The organism is Stenotrophomonas sp. YJH_SMC_46 (assembly GCF_059370315.1).
On sequence record NZ_JCAFTO010000001.1, the window covers coordinates 494,048 to 519,907 of the forward strand.

At 67.5% G+C, this 25,860-nt stretch carries 23 protein-coding genes and 1 pseudogene; 18 read left to right on the forward strand and 6 right to left on the reverse strand.

Features of this window, described 5'->3' with window-relative positions; all coding sequences use genetic code 11:
• The first annotated feature begins 182 nt into the window (after positions 1-182).
• Together AC5P8C_RS02255 and AC5P8C_RS02260 are read left to right on the forward strand one after the other, a co-directional pair.
• On the forward strand, positions 183-617 hold the full coding sequence (locus tag AC5P8C_RS02255; protein WP_010485036.1) for a VOC family protein: 435 nt from the start codon (positions 183-185) through the stop codon (positions 615-617).
• 305 nt (positions 618-922) lie between these two features.
• Positions 923-1,627, forward strand: coding sequence for an AraC family transcriptional regulator (locus AC5P8C_RS02260; protein WP_019660224.1), 705 nt, complete (start codon positions 923-925; stop codon positions 1,625-1,627).
• A 9-nt stretch (positions 1,628-1,636) separates the two neighbouring features.
• On the opposite strand, the gene AC5P8C_RS02265 is transcribed toward AC5P8C_RS02260, so the two are convergent.
• Complete coding sequence (locus AC5P8C_RS02265; RefSeq protein ID WP_227844431.1) at positions 1,637-2,515, reverse strand: sterol desaturase family protein; 879 nt, start codon at positions 2,513-2,515, stop codon at positions 1,637-1,639.
• Between the two features lie 116 nt (positions 2,516-2,631).
• On the opposite strand from AC5P8C_RS02265, the gene AC5P8C_RS02270 reads away from it, so the two are divergent.
• The 7 genes and pseudogenes from AC5P8C_RS02270 (at position 2,632) to AC5P8C_RS02300 (ending at position 11,325) form a co-directional block, all read left to right on the forward strand.
• Positions 2,632-3,582, forward strand: coding sequence for a LysR family transcriptional regulator (locus tag AC5P8C_RS02270; protein WP_495218293.1), 951 nt, complete (start codon positions 2,632-2,634; stop codon positions 3,580-3,582).
• Positions 3,583-3,674: 92 nt separating this feature from the next.
• Positions 3,675-4,325, forward strand: coding sequence for a DsbA family oxidoreductase (locus tag AC5P8C_RS02275; protein WP_495218294.1), 651 nt, complete (start codon positions 3,675-3,677; stop codon positions 4,323-4,325).
• A gap of 34 nt (positions 4,326-4,359) precedes the next feature.
• Positions 4,360-5,368, forward strand: a pseudogene (locus AC5P8C_RS02280) (cyclase family protein).
• A 218-nt stretch (positions 5,369-5,586) separates the two neighbouring features.
• Positions 5,587-6,201 (forward strand): translesion DNA synthesis-associated protein ImuA, encoded by a 615-nt coding sequence (gene imuA, locus AC5P8C_RS02285; RefSeq protein ID WP_019660229.1) that lies wholly within the window; start codon positions 5,587-5,589, stop codon positions 6,199-6,201.
• 9 nt (positions 6,202-6,210) lie between these two features.
• Positions 6,211-7,620 (forward strand): Y-family DNA polymerase, encoded by a 1,410-nt coding sequence (locus tag AC5P8C_RS02290; protein ID WP_019660230.1) that lies wholly within the window; start codon positions 6,211-6,213, stop codon positions 7,618-7,620.
• Between the two features lie 6 nt (positions 7,621-7,626).
• Positions 7,627-10,737 carry an error-prone DNA polymerase gene (locus AC5P8C_RS02295; RefSeq protein WP_233654057.1) on the forward strand — a complete coding sequence of 1,037 codons (3,111 nt, stop codon included), beginning with the start codon at positions 7,627-7,629 and terminating at the stop codon, positions 10,735-10,737.
• A gap of 81 nt (positions 10,738-10,818) precedes the next feature.
• Complete coding sequence (locus tag AC5P8C_RS02300) at positions 10,819-11,325, forward strand: hypothetical protein (RefSeq protein WP_495218295.1); 507 nt, start codon at positions 10,819-10,821, stop codon at positions 11,323-11,325.
• Between the two features lie 102 nt (positions 11,326-11,427).
• Here AC5P8C_RS02300 and ptsJ read toward each other — a convergent pair whose 3' ends face one another.
• Complete coding sequence (gene ptsJ, locus AC5P8C_RS02305; RefSeq protein ID WP_197597123.1) at positions 11,428-12,714, reverse strand: MocR-like B6 salvage transcription factor PtsJ; 1,287 nt, start codon at positions 12,712-12,714, stop codon at positions 11,428-11,430.
• A 76-nt stretch (positions 12,715-12,790) separates the two neighbouring features.
• Here ptsJ and AC5P8C_RS02310 point away from each other — a divergent pair, with 76 nt between their 5' ends.
• The 9 genes from AC5P8C_RS02310 to AC5P8C_RS02350 all read left to right on the forward strand — a co-directional run bounded on the left by AC5P8C_RS02310 (position 12,791) and on the right by AC5P8C_RS02350 (position 20,670).
• On the forward strand, positions 12,791-13,564 hold the full coding sequence (locus AC5P8C_RS02310) for a YggS family pyridoxal phosphate-dependent enzyme (RefSeq protein ID WP_010485014.1): 774 nt from the start codon (positions 12,791-12,793) through the stop codon (positions 13,562-13,564).
• Positions 13,561-14,262 (forward strand): glutamine amidotransferase, encoded by a 702-nt coding sequence (locus tag AC5P8C_RS02315; RefSeq protein ID WP_235651856.1) that lies wholly within the window; start codon positions 13,561-13,563, stop codon positions 14,260-14,262. Before AC5P8C_RS02310 ends, AC5P8C_RS02315 begins: the two co-directional genes overlap by 4 nt.
• Complete coding sequence (locus AC5P8C_RS02320) at positions 14,259-14,483, forward strand: hypothetical protein (RefSeq protein WP_010485009.1); 225 nt, start codon at positions 14,259-14,261, stop codon at positions 14,481-14,483. Before AC5P8C_RS02315 ends, AC5P8C_RS02320 begins: the two co-directional genes overlap by 4 nt.
• Positions 14,484-14,577: 94 nt before the next feature.
• Entirely contained in the window at positions 14,578-15,084 is a 507-nt protein-coding gene (locus AC5P8C_RS02325; protein WP_019660235.1) for a hypothetical protein, read from the forward strand.
• Between the two features lie 124 nt (positions 15,085-15,208).
• Positions 15,209-15,718, forward strand: a complete 510-nt coding sequence (locus AC5P8C_RS02330) for an RNA polymerase sigma factor (RefSeq protein WP_111099238.1) — start codon at positions 15,209-15,211, stop codon at positions 15,716-15,718.
• Positions 15,715-16,641, forward strand: a complete 927-nt coding sequence (locus AC5P8C_RS02335; RefSeq protein WP_019660237.1) for a FecR family protein — start codon at positions 15,715-15,717, stop codon at positions 16,639-16,641. Before AC5P8C_RS02330 ends, AC5P8C_RS02335 begins: the two co-directional genes overlap by 4 nt.
• Before the next feature lie 64 nt (positions 16,642-16,705).
• Positions 16,706-19,177 carry a TonB-dependent receptor gene (locus AC5P8C_RS02340; RefSeq protein ID WP_026347051.1) on the forward strand — a complete coding sequence of 824 codons (2,472 nt, stop codon included), beginning with the start codon at positions 16,706-16,708 and terminating at the stop codon, positions 19,175-19,177.
• Positions 19,164-19,964 (forward strand): ChaN family lipoprotein, encoded by an 801-nt coding sequence (locus AC5P8C_RS02345; RefSeq protein WP_233654054.1) that lies wholly within the window; start codon positions 19,164-19,166, stop codon positions 19,962-19,964. Before AC5P8C_RS02340 ends, AC5P8C_RS02345 begins: the two co-directional genes overlap by 14 nt.
• On the forward strand, positions 19,957-20,670 hold the full coding sequence (locus AC5P8C_RS02350; protein ID WP_019660240.1) for an energy transducer TonB family protein: 714 nt from the start codon (positions 19,957-19,959) through the stop codon (positions 20,668-20,670). Before AC5P8C_RS02345 ends, AC5P8C_RS02350 begins: the two co-directional genes overlap by 8 nt.
• On the opposite strand, the gene AC5P8C_RS02355 is transcribed toward AC5P8C_RS02350, so the two are convergent.
• From AC5P8C_RS02355 to adiC, 4 genes are all read right to left on the reverse strand, one after another.
• On the reverse strand, positions 20,667-21,101 hold the full coding sequence (locus tag AC5P8C_RS02355) for a RidA family protein (protein WP_019660241.1): 435 nt from the start codon (positions 21,099-21,101) through the stop codon (positions 20,667-20,669). The genes AC5P8C_RS02350 and AC5P8C_RS02355 overlap by 4 nt on opposite strands.
• Before the next feature lie 123 nt (positions 21,102-21,224).
• The gene (locus AC5P8C_RS02360; RefSeq protein WP_019660242.1) at positions 21,225-22,127 is read right to left on the reverse strand and encodes a cation diffusion facilitator family transporter; all 903 of its coding nucleotides are present in this window, start codon (positions 22,125-22,127) and stop codon (positions 21,225-21,227) included.
• Between the two features lie 28 nt (positions 22,128-22,155).
• Positions 22,156-24,444, reverse strand: coding sequence for an Orn/Lys/Arg family decarboxylase (locus AC5P8C_RS02365; RefSeq protein WP_019660243.1), 2,289 nt, complete (start codon positions 24,442-24,444; stop codon positions 22,156-22,158).
• Between the two features lie 20 nt (positions 24,445-24,464).
• Positions 24,465-25,817: an arginine/agmatine antiporter gene (adiC, locus tag AC5P8C_RS02370; RefSeq protein WP_021204506.1), complete on the reverse strand. Its 1,353-nt coding sequence runs from the start codon at positions 25,815-25,817 to the stop codon at positions 24,465-24,467.
• Positions 25,818-25,860: the final 43 nt, after the last annotated feature.

A 25,860-nucleotide genomic window follows, 5' to 3' on the forward strand; every position in this document is an offset into this window, starting at 1 on the left:
CCTGCCCGGGCCGCGCAGGGCGACCCAATCCTGTGAAGATTGTGCGAGGGCGTTCACACCTGTCAACAGGACCTAAGTCACAGGGGCAACCCGGCCAATGGTTATCAGGCCATCACTGGCGGTCATCAGCAGGCCGCGTGGGGCTGCCGATAATGAGGTGTCACCGGCCCTGGACCCCGCCCATGAACATACACCGCGACTTCGACCATCTCTGGCGCGACCGCTGTGATACCTCCACCCAGCGCAGCCCACGCGTGCTGATCCGGGTATTCGTTGCCCCTGGCGAACTGGAGCGCAGCGTGGCGTTCTACGAGCAGTTGCAGGGTGTGGTGGCCGATGCGGGCTTCCCGTTTCCCGATGCCGGCCTACGCCTGGCGATGGTCGGTGCATTCCTGCTGATCGAAGGTTGCGATGAGGCACTGGCCCCGTTCACTTCGACCACGGGGACACTGCTGGTCGATGACGTTCGGCCCTATCACGACAAACTGGTCGCGGCTGGCGCCGAGATCATCTTCCCGTTGCAGGTGGTACCGACCGGGGCGGCGTTCAACGCGGTGCATCCCGATGGCACGGTGGTCGAGTACGTGCATCACCGGCCCGACCCGCACGGCCGGTGAGGGTGCGCACGGCCGGGCTGCGCCCGGCCCCCGCGGTAGTGCCGGCCGCTGGCCGGCAACCTCAGAAGCAACAGCCGAAGCAAAAGCGGGCTTCCTGTGCGATGGCGGGGTGGGTCCGGTTGCGGGGAACGCCGTGAATCTGTCCCTGGAGGCTCGGTCGCGCCATCCATGGCGCTCACGCCCTCCGCAACCGGACCCACGCCGCCTTCGACAATTCGTCGCAATCTGCAGTAGATCCACGCCATGCGTGGATGCTCTTCGTTTCATTGTCGAATTACTCGATTCCGATGGAGATTCATCCACGCATGGCGTGGATCTACAATCCCGTCATGTCTTCCCCCGCCCTGCCCTGGAACGGCACGTTGCTGCTGGATGCGCACGCCGCCGTACTGCACGGTCATGCCGGTGACAGCGCTTCGCATGCGCACTACGCCCATCAACTGCTGTTGAGCGACGGTACGTCCTGGCACATCGAGATCGATGGCGTGCAGCAGCAGGGCCAACGGCTATGGCTGCCTTCGTTCCAGCCGCACGCGATCCTGTCAGCGCCGGAAGCGGGCTGTACGGTGTTCCTTGAGCCGGCGCATGCCGATCCCGAACAGATCCAGCGGCACCTGCATGCGCTGCCGGGTAACGCGCTGGCGCTGCACGACTGGCTGCCACGGCTGAGCCGCCCGCAACCGCTGGACCGCCGCGTGCAGGCGGCACTGGCCCGTATCGCCCAGCACCTGCCTGGCCCGGTGCCGGCTGCCGACATCGCCAAAGCGGCGCACCTATCGACCAGCCAGCTGCACCGGCGCTTCCAGTCCGAGCTGGCAGTGACCTTGCGCGGCTGGGTGCTGTGGCAACGGCTACGCACTGCGCTCACGCATCATCTGAGCGGTCACAACCTGACCGACAGTGCGCATGCCGCTGGATTCGCCGATCTGGCCCATCTCTCGCGCAGCCTGCGCCGCATGTTCGGCATCGGTGCCGCGCAGCTGCAGGGCCTGCAGCTGCACGCGGCCTGACATGTTCAATCATTCGCGCCTGCGCAGGCCTTCCGGCAACTCCGGCACCTCGCCATGCGGCAGTTCGCGGAACGGCGCCAGCAGCTGCCCCGGATAATCGCGCGGATAGTCCGGTTGGCTGCCGATGCCGAGGTCGCGTTGCTGCAGCCGATAGCCCGGTGCATCGAAGGCGGTCCCCAACAGGTGATCCCATGCGGTCAGGAACAGGCCGAAGTTGACGTCGCCGGCGGTGCCGTAACGCATGTGGTGGAAGCGGTGCAGCGGCGCCCATGCCATCACCCGGCCCAGCACGCCGGGACGCATGTCCACGTTGGAGTGCTGCAGCAGCAGCTGGATGGCAATGGCGAAGGCCAGCACCGCAGCCACCGGCATCGGCAGGCCCAACAGCAGCAGCGGCAGTACGCCACCCACCGCTTCGGCCGCCTGGTGCAGCGGGTGTTTCATCAGCCCGTTGAAGCCGTACATGCGGGTGACGCTGTGGTGCACCGCATGCAGCCGCCACAACCAGCCGATGCGATGGCTGGCGTAGTGCACCAGGGTGATACCGAGATCAGCGCAGACGATGGCCAGCAGCGCCTGTAGCGCGAATGGCCACTGCAGAGGCCAGGCCTGCCATGGAATGATTGCCGCCAGCAGCGGCACCGCCGCGATCGACAGCAGGTTCAGGCTTTCATTGACCAGTGCATGCAGGGCGTCACGCAGGCTGTCGCCGTGGTCGTGATTGAACGCGGGGTCATACGGCCACGCGCGCTCGGCGGCGAACGAAACCGCAATGGCGGCCGCCAGCAAGGCCAGCAGCCACAGCGGGTCACCGTGGCAGTGGCCGATCCAGACGACGGCAGTGGCGACGAATCCAAGCAGGAACAGCGGGGCATACAGGCGGAGCATCCAGTGCTTCATGGGCAACCCGGAAAGTGAGGGGCCTGCATGCTGGCGTGGCGTGTGGATTGCTGGCTTGAACAAACGGCGCAACTCTGCGGGCACCACGCTTCCCACATCCACGCATGGCGTGGATCTACAATGGCGCCCTCATCGCGCCCGGGGCCGGCATGGATTCCTTCAACCTGATGCGTGCCTTCCGTCGCATCGTCGAACGCGGCGGGCTCGCTCGTGCCGCCGAAGACCTGGGCATGTCGCCGGCCGGGCTCAGCAAACAGCTGCGCACGCTGGAAGCGCATCTGGGCGTGGTACTGCTGCAGCGGACCACGCGGCGCATGAGCCTGACCGAGACCGGCCACGCCTATTACCGCGAATGCTGCCGCCTGCTCGACGAACTGGACGCATTGGAACGTGGCATCGCCGAACAGCGTGGCGAGGTGGCCGGGCGCCTGCGTGTCAATGCACCGCAGTCGTTCGCGCTGAGCACGCTGTCGCCGCTGCTGCCCCGCTTCCTGCAGCAGCATCCGCAGCTGTCGCTGGACCTGGTGATGGAAGACCGCCTGCTCGACGCGGTCGGCGAAGGTTTCGATGTGTCGCTGCGGCTGCGTGCCGAGCTGGATGATTCACGCCTGGTGCCGCGCCGGCTGGCGTCGCTGCAGCAGGTGCTGTGCGCGGCCCCGTCCTACCTGCGGCAGCATCCGGCACCGCAGGCAGTGAACGATCTGCAGGCGCACAGCGTGCTGGCTTACAGCCTGTCCGACTCACCGGGCAGCTGGCCGTTGCTCGGTCCTGATGGCCAGGTGACGATCACCCTGCCAGCGCGCGTCACCGTCAACAACAGCCTGCTGCTGCGCGACCTGCTGGTGGCCGGCATGGGCATCGGCGCCCTGCCCTCGTTCCTGGCGGCACCCGCACTGGTCCGTGGCGAACTGCAGCAGGTGCTGCCCGACCACCGCTATCCGCCGCGCTTCGTGCATGCGGTCTACCCCACGTCGCGCCATCTGCAACCCAAGGTGCGTGCCTTCATCGATTTCCTGCACGCCGAGCTGCCCGGCTGCGCTGGCCTGGATTTGTAACCGCCAGCGAAAACTGAGCTGCCCGCGGCGTGCTGTTTCGGCCACGCCGCGCTGCCTACTCTGCCGCCTCCCCTCTCACCGATGGCAGGCAGATGTCTTCCGTTCCTTCCCCCGCCACCGCCGCGCCGGTGGTCGATTTCTTACACGACGTGGTCTGCGGCTGGTGCTTCGTGCTGGCCCCGCGCCTGAAGCAGGTCTCCGCCGAACTCGGCATCCAGGTGCGCCACCGCAGCTTCGTGCTGCAGGACTCGCGCGCACAGATGGTCGAGGTGTTCGGCTCGATGGAGCGCGCCAAGGCGATCATCCTGCGCCACTGGACCGACTGCGCCGCGCATGAAGACACCGCGCGCATCGATATCGAAGGCATGCGCGCGCAGGACTTCGAGTATCCGTCCGGCTGGCTCGGCGCACTGGCCTGCCAGGCTGCCGGCATGCTCGGTGGCAACGACGCCCATGGCGCGATGTTCGATGCCGTGCAGTGGGCGCACCTGCACCAGCACCGCAACATCGGCGACGCCGAAGTCCTGCTGGATATCGCCGAAACGCTGGGCCACCCGCGTGGCGCCTTCGCTGACCACATGCGCAGCGACGCAGTAGCCCGGCGCGTGCAGGCCGACCGTGCCGAAGCCGCGACCCTCGGCATCCGCTCCATTCCCACCGTGATCGGCGGCAACGGCCTGCGCCTGCAGACCCTGCCGCTGCCACACCTGCGCCAAGCCCTGGCGCACCTGGTCGCGGCCTGAGCCGCGCCCCCCCCACCCTGCAAGGAGACTCCCCATGACCCCACGTACCCTGGCCACCGCGCTGGCCCTGCTGCTGGCCGGCACCGCAGCTTCCATCACCGTATCCGCGCACGAACGCGTCCCCTCCGGCCAGCAGGTCGGCACCAGCCCCTGGGGGCCGAAGGACGAGATCGGCCGCCTCAACCTGATCACCGAGGCCTCGCGTGCGGCGATCCTGTCGCGGGTCAGCGGCGGCAAGGCCTATGACCTGGCCACCGAGTACTACGTCGGCATGCCCAGCTGGCAGGATGCCGGCGACCCGCACTACCAGTTCTGGATGACCCACACCCCGCGCGGCACGGTGATGGACGACCCGATGGGCGTGGGCGAGACCATGAACCTCACCCGCAGCTACACCGGCACCGCGTTCTCGATGTACAGCCACACCGGCACCCACATCGATGCGCTGAACCACTTCGGCATCCACGGGAAGATCTGGAACGGCTTCGAGGCCGACAAGCATCTCGGCGATCGTGGCTGGAATGTCACCGGCATCGAGAAGTTCCCGCCGCTGATCGCGCGTGGCGTGCTGATCGACGTGGCCGCCGCCAAGGGCGTGGACATGCTGCCGGACAGCTATCGCGTCACCCGCCAGGACCTGAAGGATGCGCTGGCACGCCAGAAGGTGAAACTGCAGCAGGGCGACGTGGTGCTGATCCGCACCCGGCCGCATGCGCCTGTTCGAACAGCCCAGGGCCTACATGGCCAACCCGCCGGGCATGGGCCTGGATGCGGCACGCTTCCTGGTCGAGGACGGCGGCGCGATGATCGTCGGTGCCGACAACCTCAGCTTCGAGACCTTCCCCTCCGAGGTGTCCGACGACTACGTGCCGCTGCACACCTACCTGCTGGCACAGCAGGGTGCGCCGATCATCGAGCTGGTGGCGCTGGACGAACTGGCCCGCGACAAGGTCTACGAATTCGCCTTCATCGGCGGCCCGCTGAAGATCCGCGGTGGCGATGCCGCGCCCCTGCGCCCGGTGGCGTTGCCGGTCCCCCCGTAACCGCATCCTGTGGGTGCCGACCTTGGCCGGCACTCCTACCCCCTTCAGCAACCTGAAACCCGGCCCTCGGATTTCATTAGTAATTCTACTTACAACGCGAGTAGCATGTCTGGTCTCAGCCCCTGATACCGGCCCGTCGATACTCGCGCCATGCCCGCCGTTTCCGCCCGTTCCTGCCGTTTCCAGCCCACCCGGCGCCTCCCCGGGAGGATCGGCTGATGGGTGCGGTCGTTGCCCTCGACCGGCTGCTGGACGGGCGCCAGCTGTGGCGCGGCCCGGCCCGCCAGGGCCCAGCCAGCGACCATCTGGCCAGCGGCCATCCGGCACTGGATGCACGCCTGCCCGGCGGCGGCTGGCCGGCCAGCGGACTGTGCGAGGTGCTGCAGGCGGCGCCCGGCGTTGGCGAACTGGCGCTGGTATGGCCGGCACTGGCCAGGCTGAGCCAGCGCGACCGCCCGATCGTCCTGGTCGCTCCGCCCTACCGTCCGCATGCCCCGGCCTGGGCCGCCGCCGGGCTGGACCTGGGCCAGTTGCAGATCATCCACGCCGCGCCGAAGCAGGCACTGTGGGCCGCCGAACAGTGCCTGCGCTCTGCGGCCTGCGCGGCGGTACTGTGCTGGCCGCACCAGGCCGACGACCGTTCACTGCGCCGGCTGCAGGTGGCTGCCGACAGCGGCCAGTGCCTGGGCTTCGTGTTCCGCGAGGCGCAGGCCGCGCGCAATCCCTCCCCGGCCAGCCTGCGCCTGCAGCTCGACCACGGCCAGGTGCGGGTGCTGAAGTGCCGTGGCGGGTTGCCGCCGGCGCAGCCGTTGCCGCTGGCCATCGCCCACTGAGGACGCGCCATGCACTGGGCCTGCCTGTTGTTGCCGCAGCTGGCGCTGGACAGCGTGCTGCGCCTGCAGCCGGATCCGCAGCGGCCGCTGGTCCTGCTGCAGGGGCCGGCGCAGCGTCGCGTGCTGCGCGCGGTCAGCCCGTCGGCACGTGCAGCAGGGCTGCGCCCAGGCATGCTGCTTTCGGCTGCGCAGGTACTGGTGCAGGACATGCAGCTGCACGACTACGACCCGAGTGCCGAACAGCACACCCGGCAGCTGCTGGCCAGCTGGGCCTATGCCTACAGCTCGCAGGTCAGCCTCGATTTTCCGCATGCGCTGGTGCTGGAAATCGGTGCCAGCCGCGCCCTGTTCGGTGACTGGCTGACGATCCAGCAGCGCCTGCGCAACGAACTGCACGAACTCGGCTTCCGCCACCGCCTGGTGGCCGCGCCTACCCCACATGCCGCGCGCGTGCTGGCCAACGTCCACGATGGCCTCGGCCTTGATGCGCAGCAGCTGCCGGCGGCGCTGGCGCAGCTGCCCCTGGCACGTTGCGGCCTGCCCAGCGAGGCGGTGACCGTGCTTGGCCGTTCCGGCCTGCGCACGCTGGGGGCGGTGCTCAAGCTGCCGCGCGACAGCCTGGCCCGGCGCTTCGCCCCCGAGGTCCTGCAGCAGCTGGATGCATTGCGCGGGCTGCCCACCGCGCCATTGCGCTACTACCAGCCACCGGACCGTTTCGATGCGCGCATCGAATTCGAATACGAGATCGAATCCAGCCAGGCCCTGCTGTTCCCGCTGCGCCGCCTGCTGCTCGACCTGGCCGCCTTCCTGTGCTCGCGCGATGGCGGCGTGCAGCGCTTCGACCTGCATTTCGAGCATGACCTGTTGCCGGCCAGCGTGCTGACCATCGGCCTGTTGGCGCCCGAGCGCGATCCCACGCTGCTGTTCGAGATCGCACGCAACCGCATGGAAGCGTTCGCCCTGCCGGCCGGCAGCCGCGCACTGCGACTGCAGGCCGAACAGCTGCCGCCGTTCGTACCCGCCGCGCGTGACCTGTTCGATACCCGTCCGGCGCAGGCGATGCCGTGGAACCAGCTGCGTGAGCGCCTGCGCGCGCGGCTCGGCGATGACGCCGTGCAGCCGCTGGCAGTGCAGGCCGACCATCGTCCCGAACGCGCCAGTGGCACCCAGCCACCGGCCAAGCCCCCGTCGTACTGGCCACTGCGCCCTGGCTGGTTGCTGGATGCGCCGCAACCGCTGCGTGATCCGAGGCTGCGCATCGTCACCGGACCGGAGCGGATCGAATCGGGCTGGTGGGACCAGGCCGACGCGCGCCGCGACTACTACGTGGTGGAAACCGCGCATGGCCAGCGCGGCTGGGCTTTCCGTGACCGCAACAATCCACATGCGCCGTGGATGCTGCACGGCTGGTTCGGCTGAGCCGCCATGCACAGCGAACTGCCCGGCTACGCCGAACTGCACTGCCTGTCGGCCTTCAGTTTCCAGCGCGGTGCTTCGATCGCCGAAGAGTTGTTCGCGCGCGCCGCGGGCCAAGGCTACCGCGCGTTGGCGATCACCGACGAATGCTCGCTGGCCGGCATCGTGCGCGCCTGGCAGGCAGCGAAGACACATGGCGTGGCACTGATCGTCGGCGCCGAATTCCAGGTCGAGGACGGGCCGAAGCTGGCCCTGCTGTGCACCGACCAGACCGCCTATGCCGGGCTGTGCCAGTTGATCACGACCTGTCGGCGGCGGGCTGCCAAGGGCGAGTACCGCTGCCTGCGCGACGATCTGCTCGGCCTGCCCGACGGTTTGTTGTGCCTGTGGCTGGACCGGCAGCCATCCGCCACCGATCTCGAGTTGCTGCGCACCGGCTTCGATGATCGGCTGTGGCTGGCGGTGGAACTGCACCGTGAACACGATGACGCACGCCGCCTGCAGCAGCTGCGGGCCTTCGGCGAACGCCACCGCCTGCCCCTGGTCGCCAGTGGCGATGTGCATATGCACGTGCGCCGCCGCCGTGCCCTGCAGGACACACTGACCGCGATCCGCCACCGCTGCAGCGTGGCCGAGGCCGGCTGGCGCCTGTTTCCCAATGGCGAGCGCCACCTGCGCCCGCGTACCGCGCTGGCCCAGCTGTATCCGCCCGAACTGCTGGCTGAAACCCTGCGCATCGCCGAACGCTGCCACTTCACCCTGGAACAGCTGCAGTACACCTATCCGCGTGAGCTGGTGCCCGAAGGACACGATCCGGACAGCTGGCTGCGCGTGCTGGTCGAGCGCGGCATCCAGTGGCGCTGGAAAGGCGGCATCGAAGCGAAGCAACGCACGCAGATCGAGCACGAACTGGCGCTGATCAAGCAGAAGAACTACGCCTCCTACTTCCTCACCGTGCAGGACATCGTGCGCTTTGCGCGCAGCCAGGACATCCTCTGCCAGGGCCGTGGCTCAGCGGCCAACTCAGCGGTGTGCTTCGTGCTGGGCGTGACCGAGATCGACCCGGCACGCAGCAACCTGCTGTTCGAGCGCTTCATTTCCGCCGAGCGCGACGAGCCGCCGGATATCGACATCGACTTCGAGCACGAGCGTCGCGAGGAGGTGCTGCAGTACGTGTTCAAGCGCTACGGCCGCGAGCGCGCCGCACTGACCGCGGTGGCGATCAGCTACCGTGGCCGCAGCGCGATCCGCGACGTGGCCCGCGCACTGGGCCTGCCGATGGACCAGGTCAACGAACTGGGCGCGGCGATGGACCACTGGGGCGGCAACATCCCATTGCCGGAAACCCTGCGCGAGCGCGGTTTCGATCCGGACACGCCGTTGATGCGGCGCCTGCTGGCGCTGACCGCCGAGCTGATCGACTTCCCGCGCCACCTGTCGCAGCATCCGGGCGGTTTCGTCATCTCCGAGCATCCGCTGTCGACCCTGGTGCCGGTGGAGAACGCGGCGATGGCCGATCGCACCGTCATCCAGTGGGACAAGGACGATCTGGATGCCACCGGCCTGATGAAGGTCGACTGCCTGGCGCTGGGCATGCTCACCGCCATCCGCAAATGCCTGGCGATGTTGAAGCAGCACGGCCTGCACGAAGGGCGCATGGACGCCATCCCGCCCAAGGATGCGAAGACCTTCGACATGATCTGCGCCGCCGATACCATCGGCGTGTTCCAGATCGAATCGCGCGCACAGATGGCGATGCTGCCGCGCATGCAGCCGCGCACGTTCTATGACCTGGTGATCGAAGTGGCGATCGTGCGCCCCGGACCGATCCAGGGCGACATGGTGCATCCCTACCTGGAGCGGCGGCGGATCCTGCGCGAACAGGGCCCGGAGGCACTGAACGATCCGGACAATCCGCTCTACCCACCGCAGCTGGAACGCGTGTTCGCGCGTACGCTGGGCGTGCCATTGTTCCAGGAACAGGTGATGCAGCTGGCGGTGGAAGCAGCCGGCTACACGCCTGGCCAGGCCGATGCCCTGCGCCGTTCGATGGCGGCGTGGAAGCGCCGTGGCGGTCTGGAACCGCATCGCGAGAAGCTGCTGGCCGGCATGCTGGAGAACGGCTTCAGCCGCGAATACGGCGAGCACCTGTTCGAGCAGATCAAGGGCTTCGGCGATTACGGCTTCCCGGAAAGCCACGCCGCCAGCTTCGCCCTGCTGACGTATAACAGCTGCTGGCTGAAATGCCATCATCCCGCCGCGTTCACCGCCAGCCTGATCAACAGCCAGCCACTGGGCTTCTACAGCCCCGACCAGCTGCTGCAGGACGCGCGCCGGCATGGCATCCGCGTGCTGCCGGTGGACGTGCGCTACAGCGACTGGGACTGCACCCTGGATTTCAGCAAAGGGCCGGCGGCGATCCGGCTCGGCCTGCGCCTTGTCGATGGCTGCAGCGAAGCGGCCGTGCAGGCCATCATGCGCGAACGTGCGCGTCGTCCGTTCGACGACGTCGGCGACCTGTGCCAGCGTACCGCGCTGGATCGCCGCCAGCAGGGCCTGCTGGCCGACGCCGGTGCGCTGCGTGGGCTCAGCGGCCATCGCCATCGTGCACGCTGGGATATCTCCGGCGTGGAAAACCGGCTGCCGCTGTTCGATCAGACCCGCGCCACCGCCGAAGCGCGCGTGCCGCTGCCCCTGCCCAGCGCCTGGCAGGATATGCAGGCCGATTACCGCAGCACCGGCACCACCCTCGGCCGTCACCCGATCTCGTTCCTGCGCGCGCAGCTGCGTAGCCGTGGCTGCCTGGATGCCGCACAGCTGGCCGGGCACGGCCACGGCCGCCGTGTGCGCATCGCCGGACTGGTGCGCATGCGCCAGCGGCCACAGACCGCCAGCGGGGTGACTTTCCTCACCCTCGAGGACGAGACCGGCATGGTCAACGCCGTGGTCTGGCGGCACCTGGCCGATCGCCAGCACCGGGTGCTGGTCGATACCCAGCTGATGCAGATCGATGGCCGCCTGGAACGCGTCGATGGCGTGCAGCACGTCATCGTGCAGCGCATGCACTGCCTGGATGAACTGCTGCAGGGACTGCGCAGCCACAGCCGCGATTTCCACTGACGATACACAACGTCACACAACGAACTGGCCATTGCCGGTCCGCATCCGCTATCGTCGGCACATCCAAGGAAGGACGACCCGATGCCCCGTGCGCTGCTGCTGACCACCCTGGTGGTCTCGACCCTCGCCCTGCTGGTTTCCGGCTGGACCGCCTGGAGCCTGCATCGCAGCCAATCACCACAGCGCATCATCGAGGCGCGCGGGCTGGTCATCCACGATGCAAGCGGCCAGCCGCGGGTGATCCTCGGCGCACCGGTTCCCGATCCGCTCAGCCAGGGCCGCACCCAGGGGCCGCGTGCCACCGCCCTGTCAGGCCTGATTCTGCTCGGTCCCGATGGTTCCGAACGCGGCGGCTACGGCACCAGCGACCGCGGCGGCGAAGCCCTGCTGACCCTGGACGATGCCAGCGGCACCACTGAAGTATTCAAGGTCGTCGCCAACCCGGACCGCGGCGCCAGCCTGATGGTCAAGCACCAGAACAACACCGGCGCCATGCTCACCTCCTGGCAGGGCAAGCCGGAGCTGATGTTCGTCGATGACAGCGGCCAGTCCTACTACGTGCGCCCCGGCGCCAACGCCGCGCCCTGATCTGCTTGTGTAGCGTCGAGCCATGCTCGACGTTGCTTCGCCTTTGTAGAGCCGAGCCATGCTCGGCTGCTGTTGATAGAAGCAGTCGAACATGGCTCGACGCTACAGAGCGAACACCGCCGCCAGGTCATCCGCCAGCTGCCGCAGCTGCGCTGCCCCCAGCGCAGCGCAGGTGATGCGCAGGCCATGCCCCGGCGCTGCCACCGTGAACACTTCGCCCGCGCGCACATGCCATCCACGCGAAGCCAGGGCCAGCACCTGCGGATGGCTGTCGGCCTGCAACGGCAGCCACAGGTTCAATCCTTCCATCGGCAACGGTGTCGGCAGGCCACGCGCATGCAGCAACTCCTGCAGCGAGCGCAGGCGCTGCTGGTAACGCTCACCTGCCGAAGCGATCTTCGCCCGCTGCGTTGCCGACGACAGCACCGAGGTCGCCGCATCCTGCAGCAGGTGACTGACCCAGCCGGTGCCGGACGCCAATCGCAGCCGCAGCCGCATCGCGGTCTCTTCATCGCAGGCCAGCCAGGCCAGCCGCAGGTCCGGGCCGAGCGGTTTGGACAACGAACGCAGCAGCGCCCAGCGCCGGCCATCCAGCGGCAGCACCGAGTGATAGGCCTGCTGCGAGAGCAGCGCGTAGTGATCGTCGATCAACACCGCCACCTGCGGGTAGGCCGCCAACAACTGCCGCAACGCCCGCGCCCGCTTCGCATCCAGGCTGGCCCCGGTCGGGTTGTGTGCCCGCGGGGTCAGCAACACCGCGCGTGCACCGGCCTCCAGTGCCTGCCGCAGCGAATCGACCTGCATGCCATGCGCGTCCACCGCCACCGGCAACGGCGCGTGGCCCACAGCGTTGAGCACGTTGAGGCTGCCGAGGAAGCACGGATCCTCCACCGCGATGCGATCCCCCGGCAGCAGCCACGCCGACAGCAGGCGTTCGATGCCATCGACCGCGCCATGGGTCAGTTCCAGCGCATAGCCCTCCGGGCAGTCCGCATCCAGCGAGGCGCGTGCCAGCGCCTCCAACCTCGGGTCGACCGTGCCCACGCCATACAGCCGTGGTGCGGCCGGGGCCAGGCGCAGGTTCGGCAGCAGGCGTGGATCCGGGTTGCCACCGGCCAGGTCCTGCAGGGCCAGCCCGGGCGTACTGCCTTCACGCGCCAGCGGCGGCGGCAGGCCACGCACCACCGTGCCGCGGCGGCCCGCCGTGCTGGCCAGGCCCGCCGCATCCAGGCGCTTGTAGGCAGCAGCCACGGTGTTGCGGTTCACTCCCAGCTGCTCGGCCAGTTCACGCACCGGCGGCAACACGCTGCCGGCCGGAAGGCGGCCCTTGCCGATGCCGTCGCGGATGCTGTCGAAGATCGACTCGGCGCTATGCCCGGTGATTTTCATTTTGTCCTATGCCAAAATATATCTTGTCCTGTGCCAGTGTATCCCACCCTGGCCACCCTGCATTGGAGGTGCCCGCATGCCCCTTGCCGCTGCCGACTGGCCCGTCGCCCAGTCCGTTGAACAGATCGCCGCCAACCTGGTCACGGTGCGCCAACGCATCGCCGATGCCTGCGCCCGCGTCGGCCGGGACCCGGCCAGCGTGCGCCTGCTGCCGGTCAGCAAGACCGTCGATGACGCCCGCATCCGCATGGCGGTAGCCGCAGGCTGCCACGAACTGGGCGAGAACAAGGTGCAGGAGGCACAACGCAAGGCTGAAACGATGGCCGACCTGGGCGTGCACTGGTCGGTGATCGGCCATCTGCAGACCAACAAGGCGCGCTACGTGGCGCGCTTTGCCAGCGAGTTCCAGGCGCTGGACAGCCTGCGCGTAGCCGAGGCCCTGCAGCAGCGCCTGCAACTGGAAGACCGCACGCTGGATGTGTTCGTGCAGGTCAACACCTCGGCCGAACCGAGCAAGTACGGCCTGGAACCCGACGCGGTCGAGGCCTTCGTGCAGCAGCTGCCGGCCTTCGACCGCCTGCACGTGCGCGGCCTGATGACCCTGGCCATCTTCACCCCCGATGTCGAGCGCGTGCGCGCCTGCTTCGTGCGCCTGCGCGAACTGCGCGACCAGCTGCAACGCACCGCCCCGCCCGGCCTGGACCTGTCGCAGCTGTCGATGGGCATGTCCGGTGATTTCGAAGTGGCCATCGAGGAAGGTGCCACCGTGGTCCGCGTCGGCCAGGCCATCTTCGGTGCCCGTGCCACCCCGGACAGTTTCTACTGGCCGAACAGCGGAGCACCGGCATGAAGCACGCGGTTGTCCTGCAACACGTTGCCTTTGAAGACCTCGGCACCCTGAAACCGTTGCTGCTGGCGCAGGGCTGGCAGCTGCACGTGCTGCAGGCCGGTGTCGATGTGCTCGATGGCGCCGAAACCGCCGATCTGCTGGTCGTGCTGGGCGGTCCCATCAGTGCCAATGACACAGTGACCTATCCCTTCGTCAACGACAGCATTGCCCTGCTGCAGCGCCGGCTGCAGCGGCAGCGGCCGACCCTGGGCATCTGCCTGGGTGCACAGCTGATGGCGCGGGCACTCGGTGCCAGTGTCGCTCCCAGTGGTGGCAAGGAAATCGGCTTTGCGCCACTGCTGCTGACCGATGAAGGCCAGCGTTCTCCGCTGCAGTCCCTGCAGGGCATTCCGGTACTGCATTGGCATGGTGAAGCGTTCGAACTTCCGGCCGGTGCACGCCGCCTGGCCAGCACGCCGGCCTGCCGTCACCAGGCATTCGCCATCGGCAGCCACGCACTGGCCCTGCAATGCCATCCGGAACTGGACGCCCGCCAGTTCGAGCGTTGGCTGATCGGCCACACGCTGGAGCTGGCCCAGGCCGGCATCGATCCCAACGACCTTCGCGCGCAGGCGCGTCGCTATGGCGCACCACTGGCTGCGGCCGCCACCGCGATGTTCGACCATTGGCTGCAGGACCTGCCGGAGACACCACAATGAACTACCGATTGCAGATCCACCGCGATGGCGCCCACTGGGGTCACTTCGACTGCAGCGGCCCCGATGCCCTGCAACGCATGGACGCCATCGCCGCACAGCTGCCTGCCGATCAGGGCTTCCAGCTGAAACGGCAGAAAGGGGTCAGCGAAGAGCGCATCCTGTCCAGCAATGCCGATGGCCTGCGCGTACTGGCTTCGCAGATCCAGTACCGCGACATCTGACCCGATGGTAGTGCCGGCCGCTGGCCGGCACCCGAATCTTCCGGCCAACGGCCGGCACTACCCTGGCTGTTCGCCCGCGTGCGAAGCTTCACGGATGCTGACCCTGCAACGCGGCAGCCACCACGGACTGCTCATCGCCCCGGGCTGGCCCTCCACCCGCATCCAACTGGAAGAAGAGGTACTGCAACGCCTGCTCGACGCGCAGGCAATGCTGCCTGCCGGGCTGCGCCTGCTGCTCACTCGTGGCTTCGAACCCAGCCACAGCCGTCTCGGCGGCTTCCGCCGCGTGGTGCGACGGCTCGGCATTGCAGTGTTCCGCACCTGCTACCCGCAGCGCCGCGATGAGATCGATGCCATCTTCGGTACCAACGGCCACGACATTGATGGCCGTCATATCGATGTCTCACTGGTACTGCACGGCAAGCGGCTGCGGCTGCTGCCTCTGGGCGTGTTCACCCCACCGCGCTGGCAGGATCGTCGCGTCGCCCATCATGCCGAGGCCGTCGCGCAGGTGAAGCGCAGCCTGCAGCAGTGCGGCTTCGAGCTGCATCACAACGCCACCGAAGCCCTGCAGATCCACTGCGACTATCGTCCGCGCTGACGCTGCGGCGGCCCATGCGTACTGCGCCTCATGCCATGGATGCAAATGATTCTCTTTTGCTGTAAGGTGCAGCTGCTGCCCTTGCCGCCGCGGGCTGTTCCCTTTCCCAGTTGTCGCCCGCCCCGTGTCCACGCCTGTCGAACCGACGGATGTCGCGCAGCTGTGCGCAGCCCATTACCGGCCGCTGCACACCCATGTCCGCCGCAAACTCCCGCAACGCAGCGACGCTGATGACGTCGTCCAGGAAACCTGGCTGCGTGTCGTCAAAGTCGCCACCAGTGGCCTGCTGAGCAATGGCCGCGCCTATCTGTACCGCGTCGCCCACAACCTGATCGCCGATCACTACCGGCAACGCCAGCGCCGTCGCGAAGAGGTGCTGGATGACACGCAGTTGAATGCCATCGCCGATCCTGCGCCGCTGCCCGAGCAGCGACTGCTCGACGCCGAACAACTGCGCCACCTCGACGCGATCATCGCCGCGCTGCCGCCACGCTCGCGCCAGGTGTTCCTGCTGGCCCGTGTGGAACAGTTGGCGCTGGCCGAGATCGGGCGCCAGCTGGGGATCAGCCGGCAGACCGCGCACGGCCATCTGCTGCGCGCCCTGGTCGCGTTGCAGCAGGTGCCGGGCGCATGAGCCAGGAGACCATTGCACGCGAAGCTGCACGCTGGTGGCTGGATGCGCACGACGGCGACCGCGATGAGAACGCGTTCGAGCAATGGTGCCGGGCCGATCCACGCCATGCGGCGCAGTACCTGCACCTGCAGGAGTTGTGGCAGGCCGGTGCGGCGACGCCCAGCCTGCAGCGGCAACAGCAGCGCAGGCAACGCCGTCGCCTGCGCGAAGCCGGCATTGCGGTTCTGTTGCTGTGCGCGCTGGGTCTCTACAGCCGCCATGCCTCGCCACCCGTGGCACAGGTACTGCGTACGGCCGCTGGCGAGATCCGCGAGGAAACTCTTCCGGATGGTTCGCATGTCCTGCTGTCACCTGGCAGCGAAGTGAAGGTGCGCATCGATGGGCAGCGCCGCCAGCTCCAGCTGCAGCGCGGCCAGGCCTGGTTCCAGGTCGCCGCCGATGCCGACCGGCCCTTCCAGGTGCATACCCCACAGGGCACCGTCACTGCACTGGGGACCGCATTCGATCTTGCCGTGCAGGGCAACAGCAGTGTGGTCACCGTTACCGAGCATCGCGTGCGCGTGGACAGCGGCAACGTCAGCATGCTGGCCGACGACGGCGAGCAGCTGCGCTTCGATGGGCAGGCAACAGCCCATGCAACAACGGCTGCCCCCGGAACATTGGCCTGGCGCGAGCGGCGCCTGCACTGGGTCTCGGCCCCGCTGGTCGACGTCACGCAGGGCCTGGACCGCTGGCATGGCGGGCATACGTGGGTCGTCGGCGAGCAGCTGCGCCAGCAGCCGGTCACCCTGCTCGGCAGTGCCGACGGTGCAGCCCGCAATCGCGACCAGCTGGCCACGCAACTGCAGGTGCGTGTGCTGCGCCTCGGCGCGGGCATACAGGTGTGGCTGCCGCCACGCAGGGAGCAGCGTGGTGGACCCTGACATCCGGCCTGCGACGGCGTCTCCCCAGGATGACGACGTTCTGCGTCAGCCCCTGGAGCCCCCGATGCTGTGCCCCCGCCCCATTGTCCTCGCCCTGTCGCTGGCCTGCACCAGCGCCCTTCCGCTGCTGCCCGGCAGTGCCCACGCACAGACCGCCACACGTACCTACGATCTGCCCGCCCAGCCGCTGGCGGCCGCGCTGGACGCCTACAGCCGGCTGACCGGTGTTGATCTGGTGATCGGCGCGGCGCTGCCTGCCGGTCATTCGGCCCCTGCTCTGCGCGGTGACTTCGACGATGCGCAGGCCCTGTCGCGCCTGCTGGCAGGCAGCGGCCTGCGACCGCGCTTCGTCGATGCGCGCCGCGCCGCCCTGGAACCGGCGCCGGCTGAACGCACCGATGGCAGCCGTCGCACCGGCCCGCTGCGGGTGCAGGGCACTACCGCGCACGGCCAGGCACCGGGGGCCGGTGCCAGCCAATATGTATCGGTCACCCACGATGGCTTTGCGCCCTCGGTCGGCAGCGAGCGCGTGGCGATGGCCGAACGCCAGGATGGCAACAGCCTGCTGCGTTCGATGCCCGGCACCCACAGCTTCCATTCGCGCAGCCAGCCGGGCCTGCAGGTCAACATCCGCGGCATGACCGGTGCCGGCCGGGTCAACACCATGATCGACGGTGTCACCCAGACCTTCCGCAACAATGCCGGGCATGGTTCGGGCGGTCCGTTCGCCTATGTCGATCCCTTCCTGCTGGCCGGTGTGGACGTGCAGCGCGGTGCGGTCGCTGGCGGTGACGGCGCTGGTACGCTGGCCGGCAGTGCCAACTTCCGCACCCTGGATATCGACGATCTGCTGAGTGAGGGCCGTGACTGGGGCCTGCGCGCCGGCTATCGCCATGGCAACAACGGCTATGGCAGCGGCCGCACCTTCGCCGGTGCATGGCGCCACAGCGAAGAAGGTGGCGACCGTCAGTTCGGCCTGCTGGCCGCCGCCAGCAGCAGCCGCAGCAGCGAATACGCGACCGCGCGTGGGCAGAAGAACAGCGCCGACCCCGGCAGCCAGCAGCCCAGCAGCTGGCTGCTGAAAGCACGCCTGCAGCCCAGCGACCAGCATCGGCTCGACCTGAGCCACATGCGTTACGAAAACGACTTCTACCACAACTACCCGTGGCAGATTTCCGCGCGCAACCAGCGCGCCAGCTACCAGTACACGCCCTATTCGCCATGGATCGACCTGCGCGCGACCTTCGCGAGCAACAAGACCCGGCTGTTCTATCCGCCGGTGGAAGATTCAAGCTACATCGGCCGCCGCACCCACAGCAGCCTGAGCAGCTGGACCGTCGACAACACCAGTCGCTTCGACATCGGCGCACTGCAGGCGCGCTGGAACACCGGCATCAAGCACCAGTCGGACATCTATGTGGCCGATACGCCCATCCTGCGCGGTGCCAACCCGCAGGGTCGCAGCCAGCTGGACAGCGTGTTCAGCACGCTGGAACTGCAGTACGACATCTACGCGCTGACTGCCGGCCTGCGCCAGGACCGCTTCGGCATCCGTGGCCACATCCCGGTGTGCTCGGATGTACCCGGCCAGTGCGCGGAGATCAATGGCGGCGACATCGACGTGCGGCGCAGCGAGCGCGCACTCAGCCCGAGCCTGGCGGTTTCACTGCAGGCCACTGACTGGCTGCAGCTGTTCGCCGAGGTCTCGCGGACGTCGCGTCCGCCGCGCGTGCAGGAGATGTTCTTCGAGAAGATCCCGCTGGAAGGCATGAGTGATGCCGATGGCGTTGGCGCCAACCCGTTCCTGCGCCGTGAGCGATCGCGCAACCTGCAGTTCGGCGCCAACCTCAGCGCCTCCTCGCTGCTGGTCGACGGCGACCTGGCGCAGCTGCGGGTCACCCGCTTCGACAACCGCATCCGCGACTACATCAAGCCGCAGTACCTGCTGATCGTGCATCCGCCGGAAGTGGAACCGTTCGTGGTGCCGATCGACGGCGATCCGCAACTCACTGCCTGGACCGATGCACTGGACGTGGACGACTTCAGCACCACCACGCGCTGGATGAACCACCCCGGCGTGGTGCGCATGCGCGGTATCGAACTGGAAGCGCATTACGCCAGCGAGCACTACCACACCACGCTCAGCTGGACCCGCTCGCACACCAGTGCGCCGGCCATCGAGTTCGTCAACCTGGAAGACATCACCTCCCTGCCCGACCGCTACTGGACGCTGGACGTGGGCGGCCGCTGGTGGCAGCAGCGCGTGCAGGCCGGCCTGCGCGCCGAGTACTCCGGGCCGACCGAGGAAGGCTACGACTTCTTCCAGACCCGCAAGACCGGCGGCACCGGCGTGCTGCTGGACTTCTACGCGAGCTTCAAGCCCCAGGCCAACACCACGCTGTGGCTGAACATCGAAAACCTGCAGAACAAGGCCTATGACAACAATGCCTCGATCGACAGCATCTTCAGCCCGATCCTGGACCGCGGCAACGGCCGTGGCCGCACCGTTTCGATGGGCGTCAATGTGGCGTTCTAGCCGTCGCTGGCTGCCCGTATGCCTGCTCGCGCTGGCCGCGGTGGCTGGCGCGCAGCCGGTGCCCGGCACAGTGATCGACCTGGCCACTGGCCAGCACCTGGACGAAGCCGCATTCGTGACACGCGCGGCGGACGCCCAGCGGCTGTTGCTGGGTGAACGCCATGATCTCGCCGGAGACCACGCCGCCCAGCGCTGGCTGCTGCAGGCCCTGCAGCGGCAGCGCCCGCAAGGTTCACTGGTGCTGGAAATGATCGCCAGCCAGCGCCAGCCACGCCTGCAGCGGGTGCAGCGCTGGCTGGCCAAGGGCAACCAGGCCGAAGGTGCACGCCTGCGGGAACTGCTGGACTGGGATACGCGCTGGCCGTGGGCCGCGTATGGCGGGCTGGTACGGGAGGCTGCCGATGCAGGCACGCCGTTGTTCGGCGGAAACCTGTCGCGTGCCGAGGTCAACGCGCTGCTGACCTCGACCGAGGGCGTGCGATTCCCGGTGGTCGCTGCCCGCCAGCGCCTGTCGGCGGTGGTGCTGGCCCAGCACGCAGACGCGGCACCGATGCTGGAAGGGATGCTGGCCGTGCAACAGGCCCGCGATACGCGCATGGCGCGGGTGCTGCTCGATGCGCCCGCGCCAGCGCTGCTGGTAGCAGGTCGCTGGCATGTACTGCGCGGTACCGGGGTACCGGGCTACCTGTCACAGGATACGCCTGCGCTGGTGATCGCATTGGCTTCACCGGGTGAAACCGTCGATGCAGCTGATGCCGATCTGCTGTGGGTGCTGGACGATGAGTGAGCGTGGCCAACACTGGCAGGCGATCGCGATCACCGTCGTCCTGCATCTGCTGCCACTGCTGCTGTTGGTGCACTGGGTCGCGATGCCGCCATTGCTGCCGCCGCCCGAGCAGGACGTGCGCATCAGCCTGCGCCTGCTGGCACCGGCCACGCCGCCGCAACCGGTGGAGGAACGCCAGGCCGAGACCCCCAGCCAGGCGCAGCAGGCCCGCGCCTCGCAGCCCACGAAGTCGCCGCCGCCACCCAAGCCTACGGCGGCACGCGAGGGAGAGCTGGCCGCCAGCGAAACGGGTGGGACGGGCCGCCAGCCACTGCCAGTCGCCCCGCCTGCGGCCGCGACCGATGCAAGTCCCGCACCGGCATCGATCACGGCCGCGCCGCCCGCTCCAGACGCGCCACCGGCAGACTTCCAGGCCGGCGCCGCCAGCGACCAGTGGGAAGCCCGCCTGATGGCGCGGCTGGAGCGTTACCGCTACTACCCTGCCGCCGCGCGCTCGCGCCGGCAGCAGGGCACTGCGTGGGTCAGGGCCAGCATCGACCGCGAAGGTCGCCTGCTGGCGCTGCGGCTGGAGCAGTCCAGTGGCCAGCCGATGCTCGATGACGCCGCGCTGCAGACCTTCCGTCGCGCGCAGCCGCTGCCGCCCATTCCCGATGAACTGAAGGCACCGCAGGAGCTGGTGGTGCCGGTGGAGTACTACCTGCGCTAGGCGGCATAAGCCTCCGCCTCGATCTCGAACAGCATGCCGTCCAGCGCCAGCCGCGGCACCGGGATCAGCGTGCAGGTGGGCGCCGAGCGGTTCGGCCAGCGCCGCCGCACCTGATGGGCGATGATGCCCAGCCGGTCTTCGTCGTGGTCCACCACCAGGATGCGCAACCGTGCGACATCGGCCAGGCTTGCCTGCGCCGACCGCAGCGCGATCTCCAGGTTGTCCAGCGCTTGCCCGACCTGTTCCTCGAAACCGGGGGAGAGATGGCCATTGGCATCCTCACCGCCCTGCCCGGCAATATGGATCACCCGCGCGGGCAGGCGCACCACCGCCACGTGCGAGTAGCCGTTGGCCGAAGGATCGTAAAGCCCCGCAGGATTGAACAGTTCCAGCAGGCCATGGCCGAGGCCCGGGGTGGTCAACAGGTTCATGCCGCGCGCCTCGTGGGGGATGCGAGGCAGTCTGCGACCTCAACATTGGTTCAGGTCAAACAGATCCGGTGCAACAGACCGGTCCGCCACGCGCAACGATCGCGCCCACGTGTAGATCCCGGCTCACGTCCACGCCGGATCGGCAGTGAAATCGATGGTCAGCCAGAACGTGCTGCCCCGCGCATCCAGCCGCACGGCGATCTCGTCGCGCATCGCATCGACCTCCCCCACTGAGCCGAGCGGCGTGGCCGGATCAGCCAGCACATGGATCTCGATGAAGCGCATCCGCCCCATCTTCGCCACGTGGCTGGTGAAACCGAGGTAGCCACGCTCGGCCACGAACGCCTGCATCACCTGCTGCACGCGCCGGTCCAGATCGTCCGGCGCAACCTGCAGCACTTCACGCATGGCCTTCCACGCGCTGCGCGCCGGGACCGGCAATACCGCCAGGCTGATCAACGCCAGCACGATCGAATCCAGATACGGCACCCAGTGGTGCCACTCACCGCCATGCAGGACCAGGGCCAGTATGAAGGCCAGCACTACTGCCAGGCTCATCAACCCACCCAGCAGCCAGCCCCGTACATCCAGCCACAACAGCGCCGAGCGCAGGCGCCGCGCCCGCTGGGCGACGAACGCCGCCATCGCCAGGTTGCTGGCACTCAGCAATGCCGCCCACCACAGCGCGGGCCCTAACTTCACCTCGTGCCCGCCCGTGGTCAAGCCGATCACGGCGTTGGCCAGCGCATACACGCAGGCCAGCGACAGGATCACCCCGCCCAGTGCCTCGACCATCGGTTCCAGGTGCCAGTAGCCGTACTGGAAGCGCGGGCTCTGTTCCCGCGCCACCAGCCGCAGTACCGACAGCGACACCAGGGTCAACGCAACGTCGACGAGGCTGTACACGCCGTCGAACAGGATGGCCTGCGATCCCACCAGCAGGCCACCGCTGAAGCCGACCACGCTGACCGCGATGGTGACCCCGATCGAGAACTTCAGGATGCGTTGCTCGCGCGCGGTATCCATCGTTCGCCGAAGGGCCGACCGTCGCCGGTCAGGCCTTCAGTACCTCCACCTTGTACGAGGTCACGTCGCCGTCGTGCTCGATGATGAGCCCGTGCACGTCCGACTCGAAGCCCGGGAAGCGGGCATTCTGCTCACGGGCGATGCGCAGCGACTGGATGATCGGCTCATCGCTGTCGCCAAAGCGCTCGCCCGGCATGATGGTCGGGATGCCCGGCGGGTACGGAACCAGCATGGTCGCCGCAATACGGCCACTGATCTGCTCGATATCGACCCGCTCGATCTCGCCCTTCACCAGGTGGTTGTAGGCGTCGGCCGGGGTCATCACCGGTGTCGGCAGATCCACGTACATCTCGCGCATCACCTTGGCCACGGCGAATTCCTGGTTGAACGAATGAAGCGCGTCGCACAGGTCGCGCAGGCCCCAACCGGCGTACGCGTTCGGATAATCAGCCGCCAGCGTGGGCAGTGCCTGGCTCAGCGGCGCGTTGCGGTCATACAGTTCCTTGAATGCCATCAGTTCGGTGACCAGCGTGCTCCACTTGCCCTTGGTGATGCCCATCGAGAACAGGAACAGCACCGAGTACAGGTTGGTCTTCTCCACGGTAATGCCGCGGCCCCACAGGAACTTGCTCAGCACCGCCGCAGGGATGCCCAGCTTGCCCATGCTGCCGTCCATCGCCAGGCCTGGGGTCAGCAGGGTCACCTTGATCGGGTCGATCAGCACATAGTCGTCGACCAGGTTCTCGAAGCCGTGCCAGTGTGCGTCCGGTTGCAGGTACCACTCTTCGCGCTTGGCCACCATCGGCGCCGGCGTATCGCCCTTGTCCAGACTGCGCTCGAGCCTGGTCGGCTGCCATACGCTGAACCACCAGTCGTCGCGCCCCAGGTCATCGCGGACATGCAGCATCGCGCGGCGGAAGGCAATCGCCTCGTCATGCATTTCCTGCACCAGCGAGCGGCCGGCATCGCCTTCCATCATCTTCGAGGCTACGTCACAGGCCGCGATCACCCCGTAATGCGGGCTGGTCGAGGTATGCATCATGAACGACTCGTTGAAGCGCTCGGCATCCAGGTTCCGTTGCGCCGAGTTGCGCACGTGGATCATCGACGCCTGCGAGAACGCCGCCAGCAGCTTGTGGGTGGAATGCGTGGTGAAGATGATCGCATCCTGCTCACGCGGCTTGCCCTTGGCCATGCCGTAGTGGTTCTCGTAGAAAGGATGGAAAGCGGCGTAGGCGTACCAGGCTTCGTCGAAATGCAGGAAGTCGACCGCGCTGCCGATTTCGTCGGCAATCTTCTCGGCGTTGTAGCACAGGCCGTCGTAGGTCGAGTTGGTCACCACCGCGATGCGCGGCTTGGAGCCAGCCTGATAGGCCTTGCTGGCCAGCGGATTGGCGGCGATGCGCTGCTGCAACGATTCCGGCGTGAACTGATCCAGGCTGATCGGGCCAATGATACCGTGTGCATTGCGGCTGGGGGTGAAGTACACCGGTACCGCGCCGGTCATGATCAACGCATGCAGCAGCGACTTGTGGCAGTTGCGGTCGACGAACACCACGTCGCCGCGCGCCACCGTGCCATGCCAGACGATCTTGTTGGCGGTGGAGGTGCCATTGGTGACGAAGAAGGTATGGTCGGCACCGAAGTTGCGCGCCGCCTCTTCCTCGGCATCCTTGATCGGGCCGGTGTGATCCAGCAGTGAGCCCAGCTCCGGCACCGAGATCGACAGATCGCTGCGCAGGGTGTTCTCACCGTAGAACTGGTGGAATGCACGGCCCACCGGTGACTTGGTGAACGCCACACCGCCGGCATGGCCCGGCGTGTGCCAGGAGTAGTTCGACTCGGCCGCATGGTGGATCAACGCCTTGAAGAACGGGGGCAGCAGGTTCTTCATGTAGTCTTCGGCCGCGCGCATCACCTGCCGCGAGATGAAGCTCTTGGTGTCTTCGAACAGGAAGATGAAGCCGTGGATGTATTTGAGCAGCTTGCTCGGCACCTTCTCGATGGTGCGGCGCTCGCCGTACAGGAACACCGGCAGGTTGGCGCGGCGCGCGCTCTGCTCGCGCAGGAAAGCGGTCAGGCGCTGGAACTCGCCATCCACCTCTTCACTGCCGTCGATCGAGATCAGCACCGCCGAGGCCGCCACGTAGGTGCGGGCGCCGGCCCGGGCATCATCCAGGTTCAGCCCGCACAGCACGCGCTGGTCATTGCTGCGCAGCTCTTCCACCAGCGCACGGATCAGGATGCCGCCGATGCGCGGCGACTCGTAGTCGTTGTCGATGACAATGACCGGATAGTCCAGGGACTTGAAGTACACGTCGATTCTCCTTGTCGAACTCAGGAATGCCGGGCGCCGGCGCTGATGGCCGATGCCTCGCGGGCGCGCTGCCGCTGCTGGCGGCGCTCCTCGCTGAAGAAGGGATAGAACACGGTGATGAACAGCACGAACAGGAAGGCGTACTGCACGATGGTTCCCGACGAGCCGTAGATCGCCCACAGGCAGTACACGACGGTCAGGCTGGTGAGCGTCCAGAACGCACCGGTGTGGACCAGGGTGTGCGAGCGCTCGACCACGAAGTAGCAGGCCACGCACGAGTAGATGTAGGGCAGCAGGGTCAGCACCACCGCCGCCGACGTGATCACGTCGAACTGGGCCGATGCGGTTTCCGAGGTGGAGGTGACCAGCACTGCCAGGGTCATCAGCACGGCCACGATCAGCACGCCCTTGACCGGCACGTCGTCCTTGTTGGTCTTGCTGAAGATGCTCGGGAACAGGCCATCATCGGAGGCCGCCTTGGCACTCTGCGCGGTCAGCAGGATCCAGCCACCCAGCGAACCGGCCGCGCCGATGAACGCGCACAGGCTGACCAGTGCACCGCCCCAGCCACCGACGGCCTTGGCCGCGGCCAACGCGAACGGTGCGTCGGACACCTGCAGTTCCGCGTTCGGCACCATGCCCATGATCACCGACGAACTGGCGATGTAGGCGATGGCAGCCAGGAACACGCCGGCCAGCGTCGCGCGGGCGACGTTCTTCTCCGGATTTTCGACCACACCGGCAGTCACCGATGCAGACTCGACGCCGATGAAGGCCCACAGGGTCAGTGCCGCGGCGCTCGAGATCGCACCGAAGTTCGACTCGCCAGACACGTTGTAGGCGCCCTTGAAGATGTCGGCATCGAAGAAGAACCAGCCGAAAATGGCGATGCCCAGGATCGGCACCAACGCAAAGCTGGTGGTGACCGTCTGCACGCGGCTGACGAAGGCCGGGCCGATCACGTTGGCAAAGCTCAGTGCCCACACCAGCACCAGTACCGCGATGCAACGCACCAGTGGCTCGGACAGGATCGGGAAGAAATAGCTGAAATAGCCCACCGCCGCGATCGGGATGGCGACGTTGCCGATCCAGTTGGCGAACCAGTAGATGGTGTTGGTCTGGAAGCCCATGTACGGCCCGAACCAGTCGCGCGCGTAGGCATAGGGACCGCCCGCCTTTGGGGCGAGCTTGCCCAGCTTGGCGAACACGAAGGCCAGCAGCAGCGCACCGGCGGTGGTGATCAGCCAGCCCCAGATCGAGGCGGTACCGATCTTGGCCAGGCTGGACGGCAGCAGGAACACGCCTGAGCCCATCATGTTGCCGGCGACGAGGAAGGTGGCTCCGACCACCCCGATTTTCTTTGCTTCTGCCATGACGATCTCCGGTACTGGCATGAGCCCGGCAGCACCGGGCGTG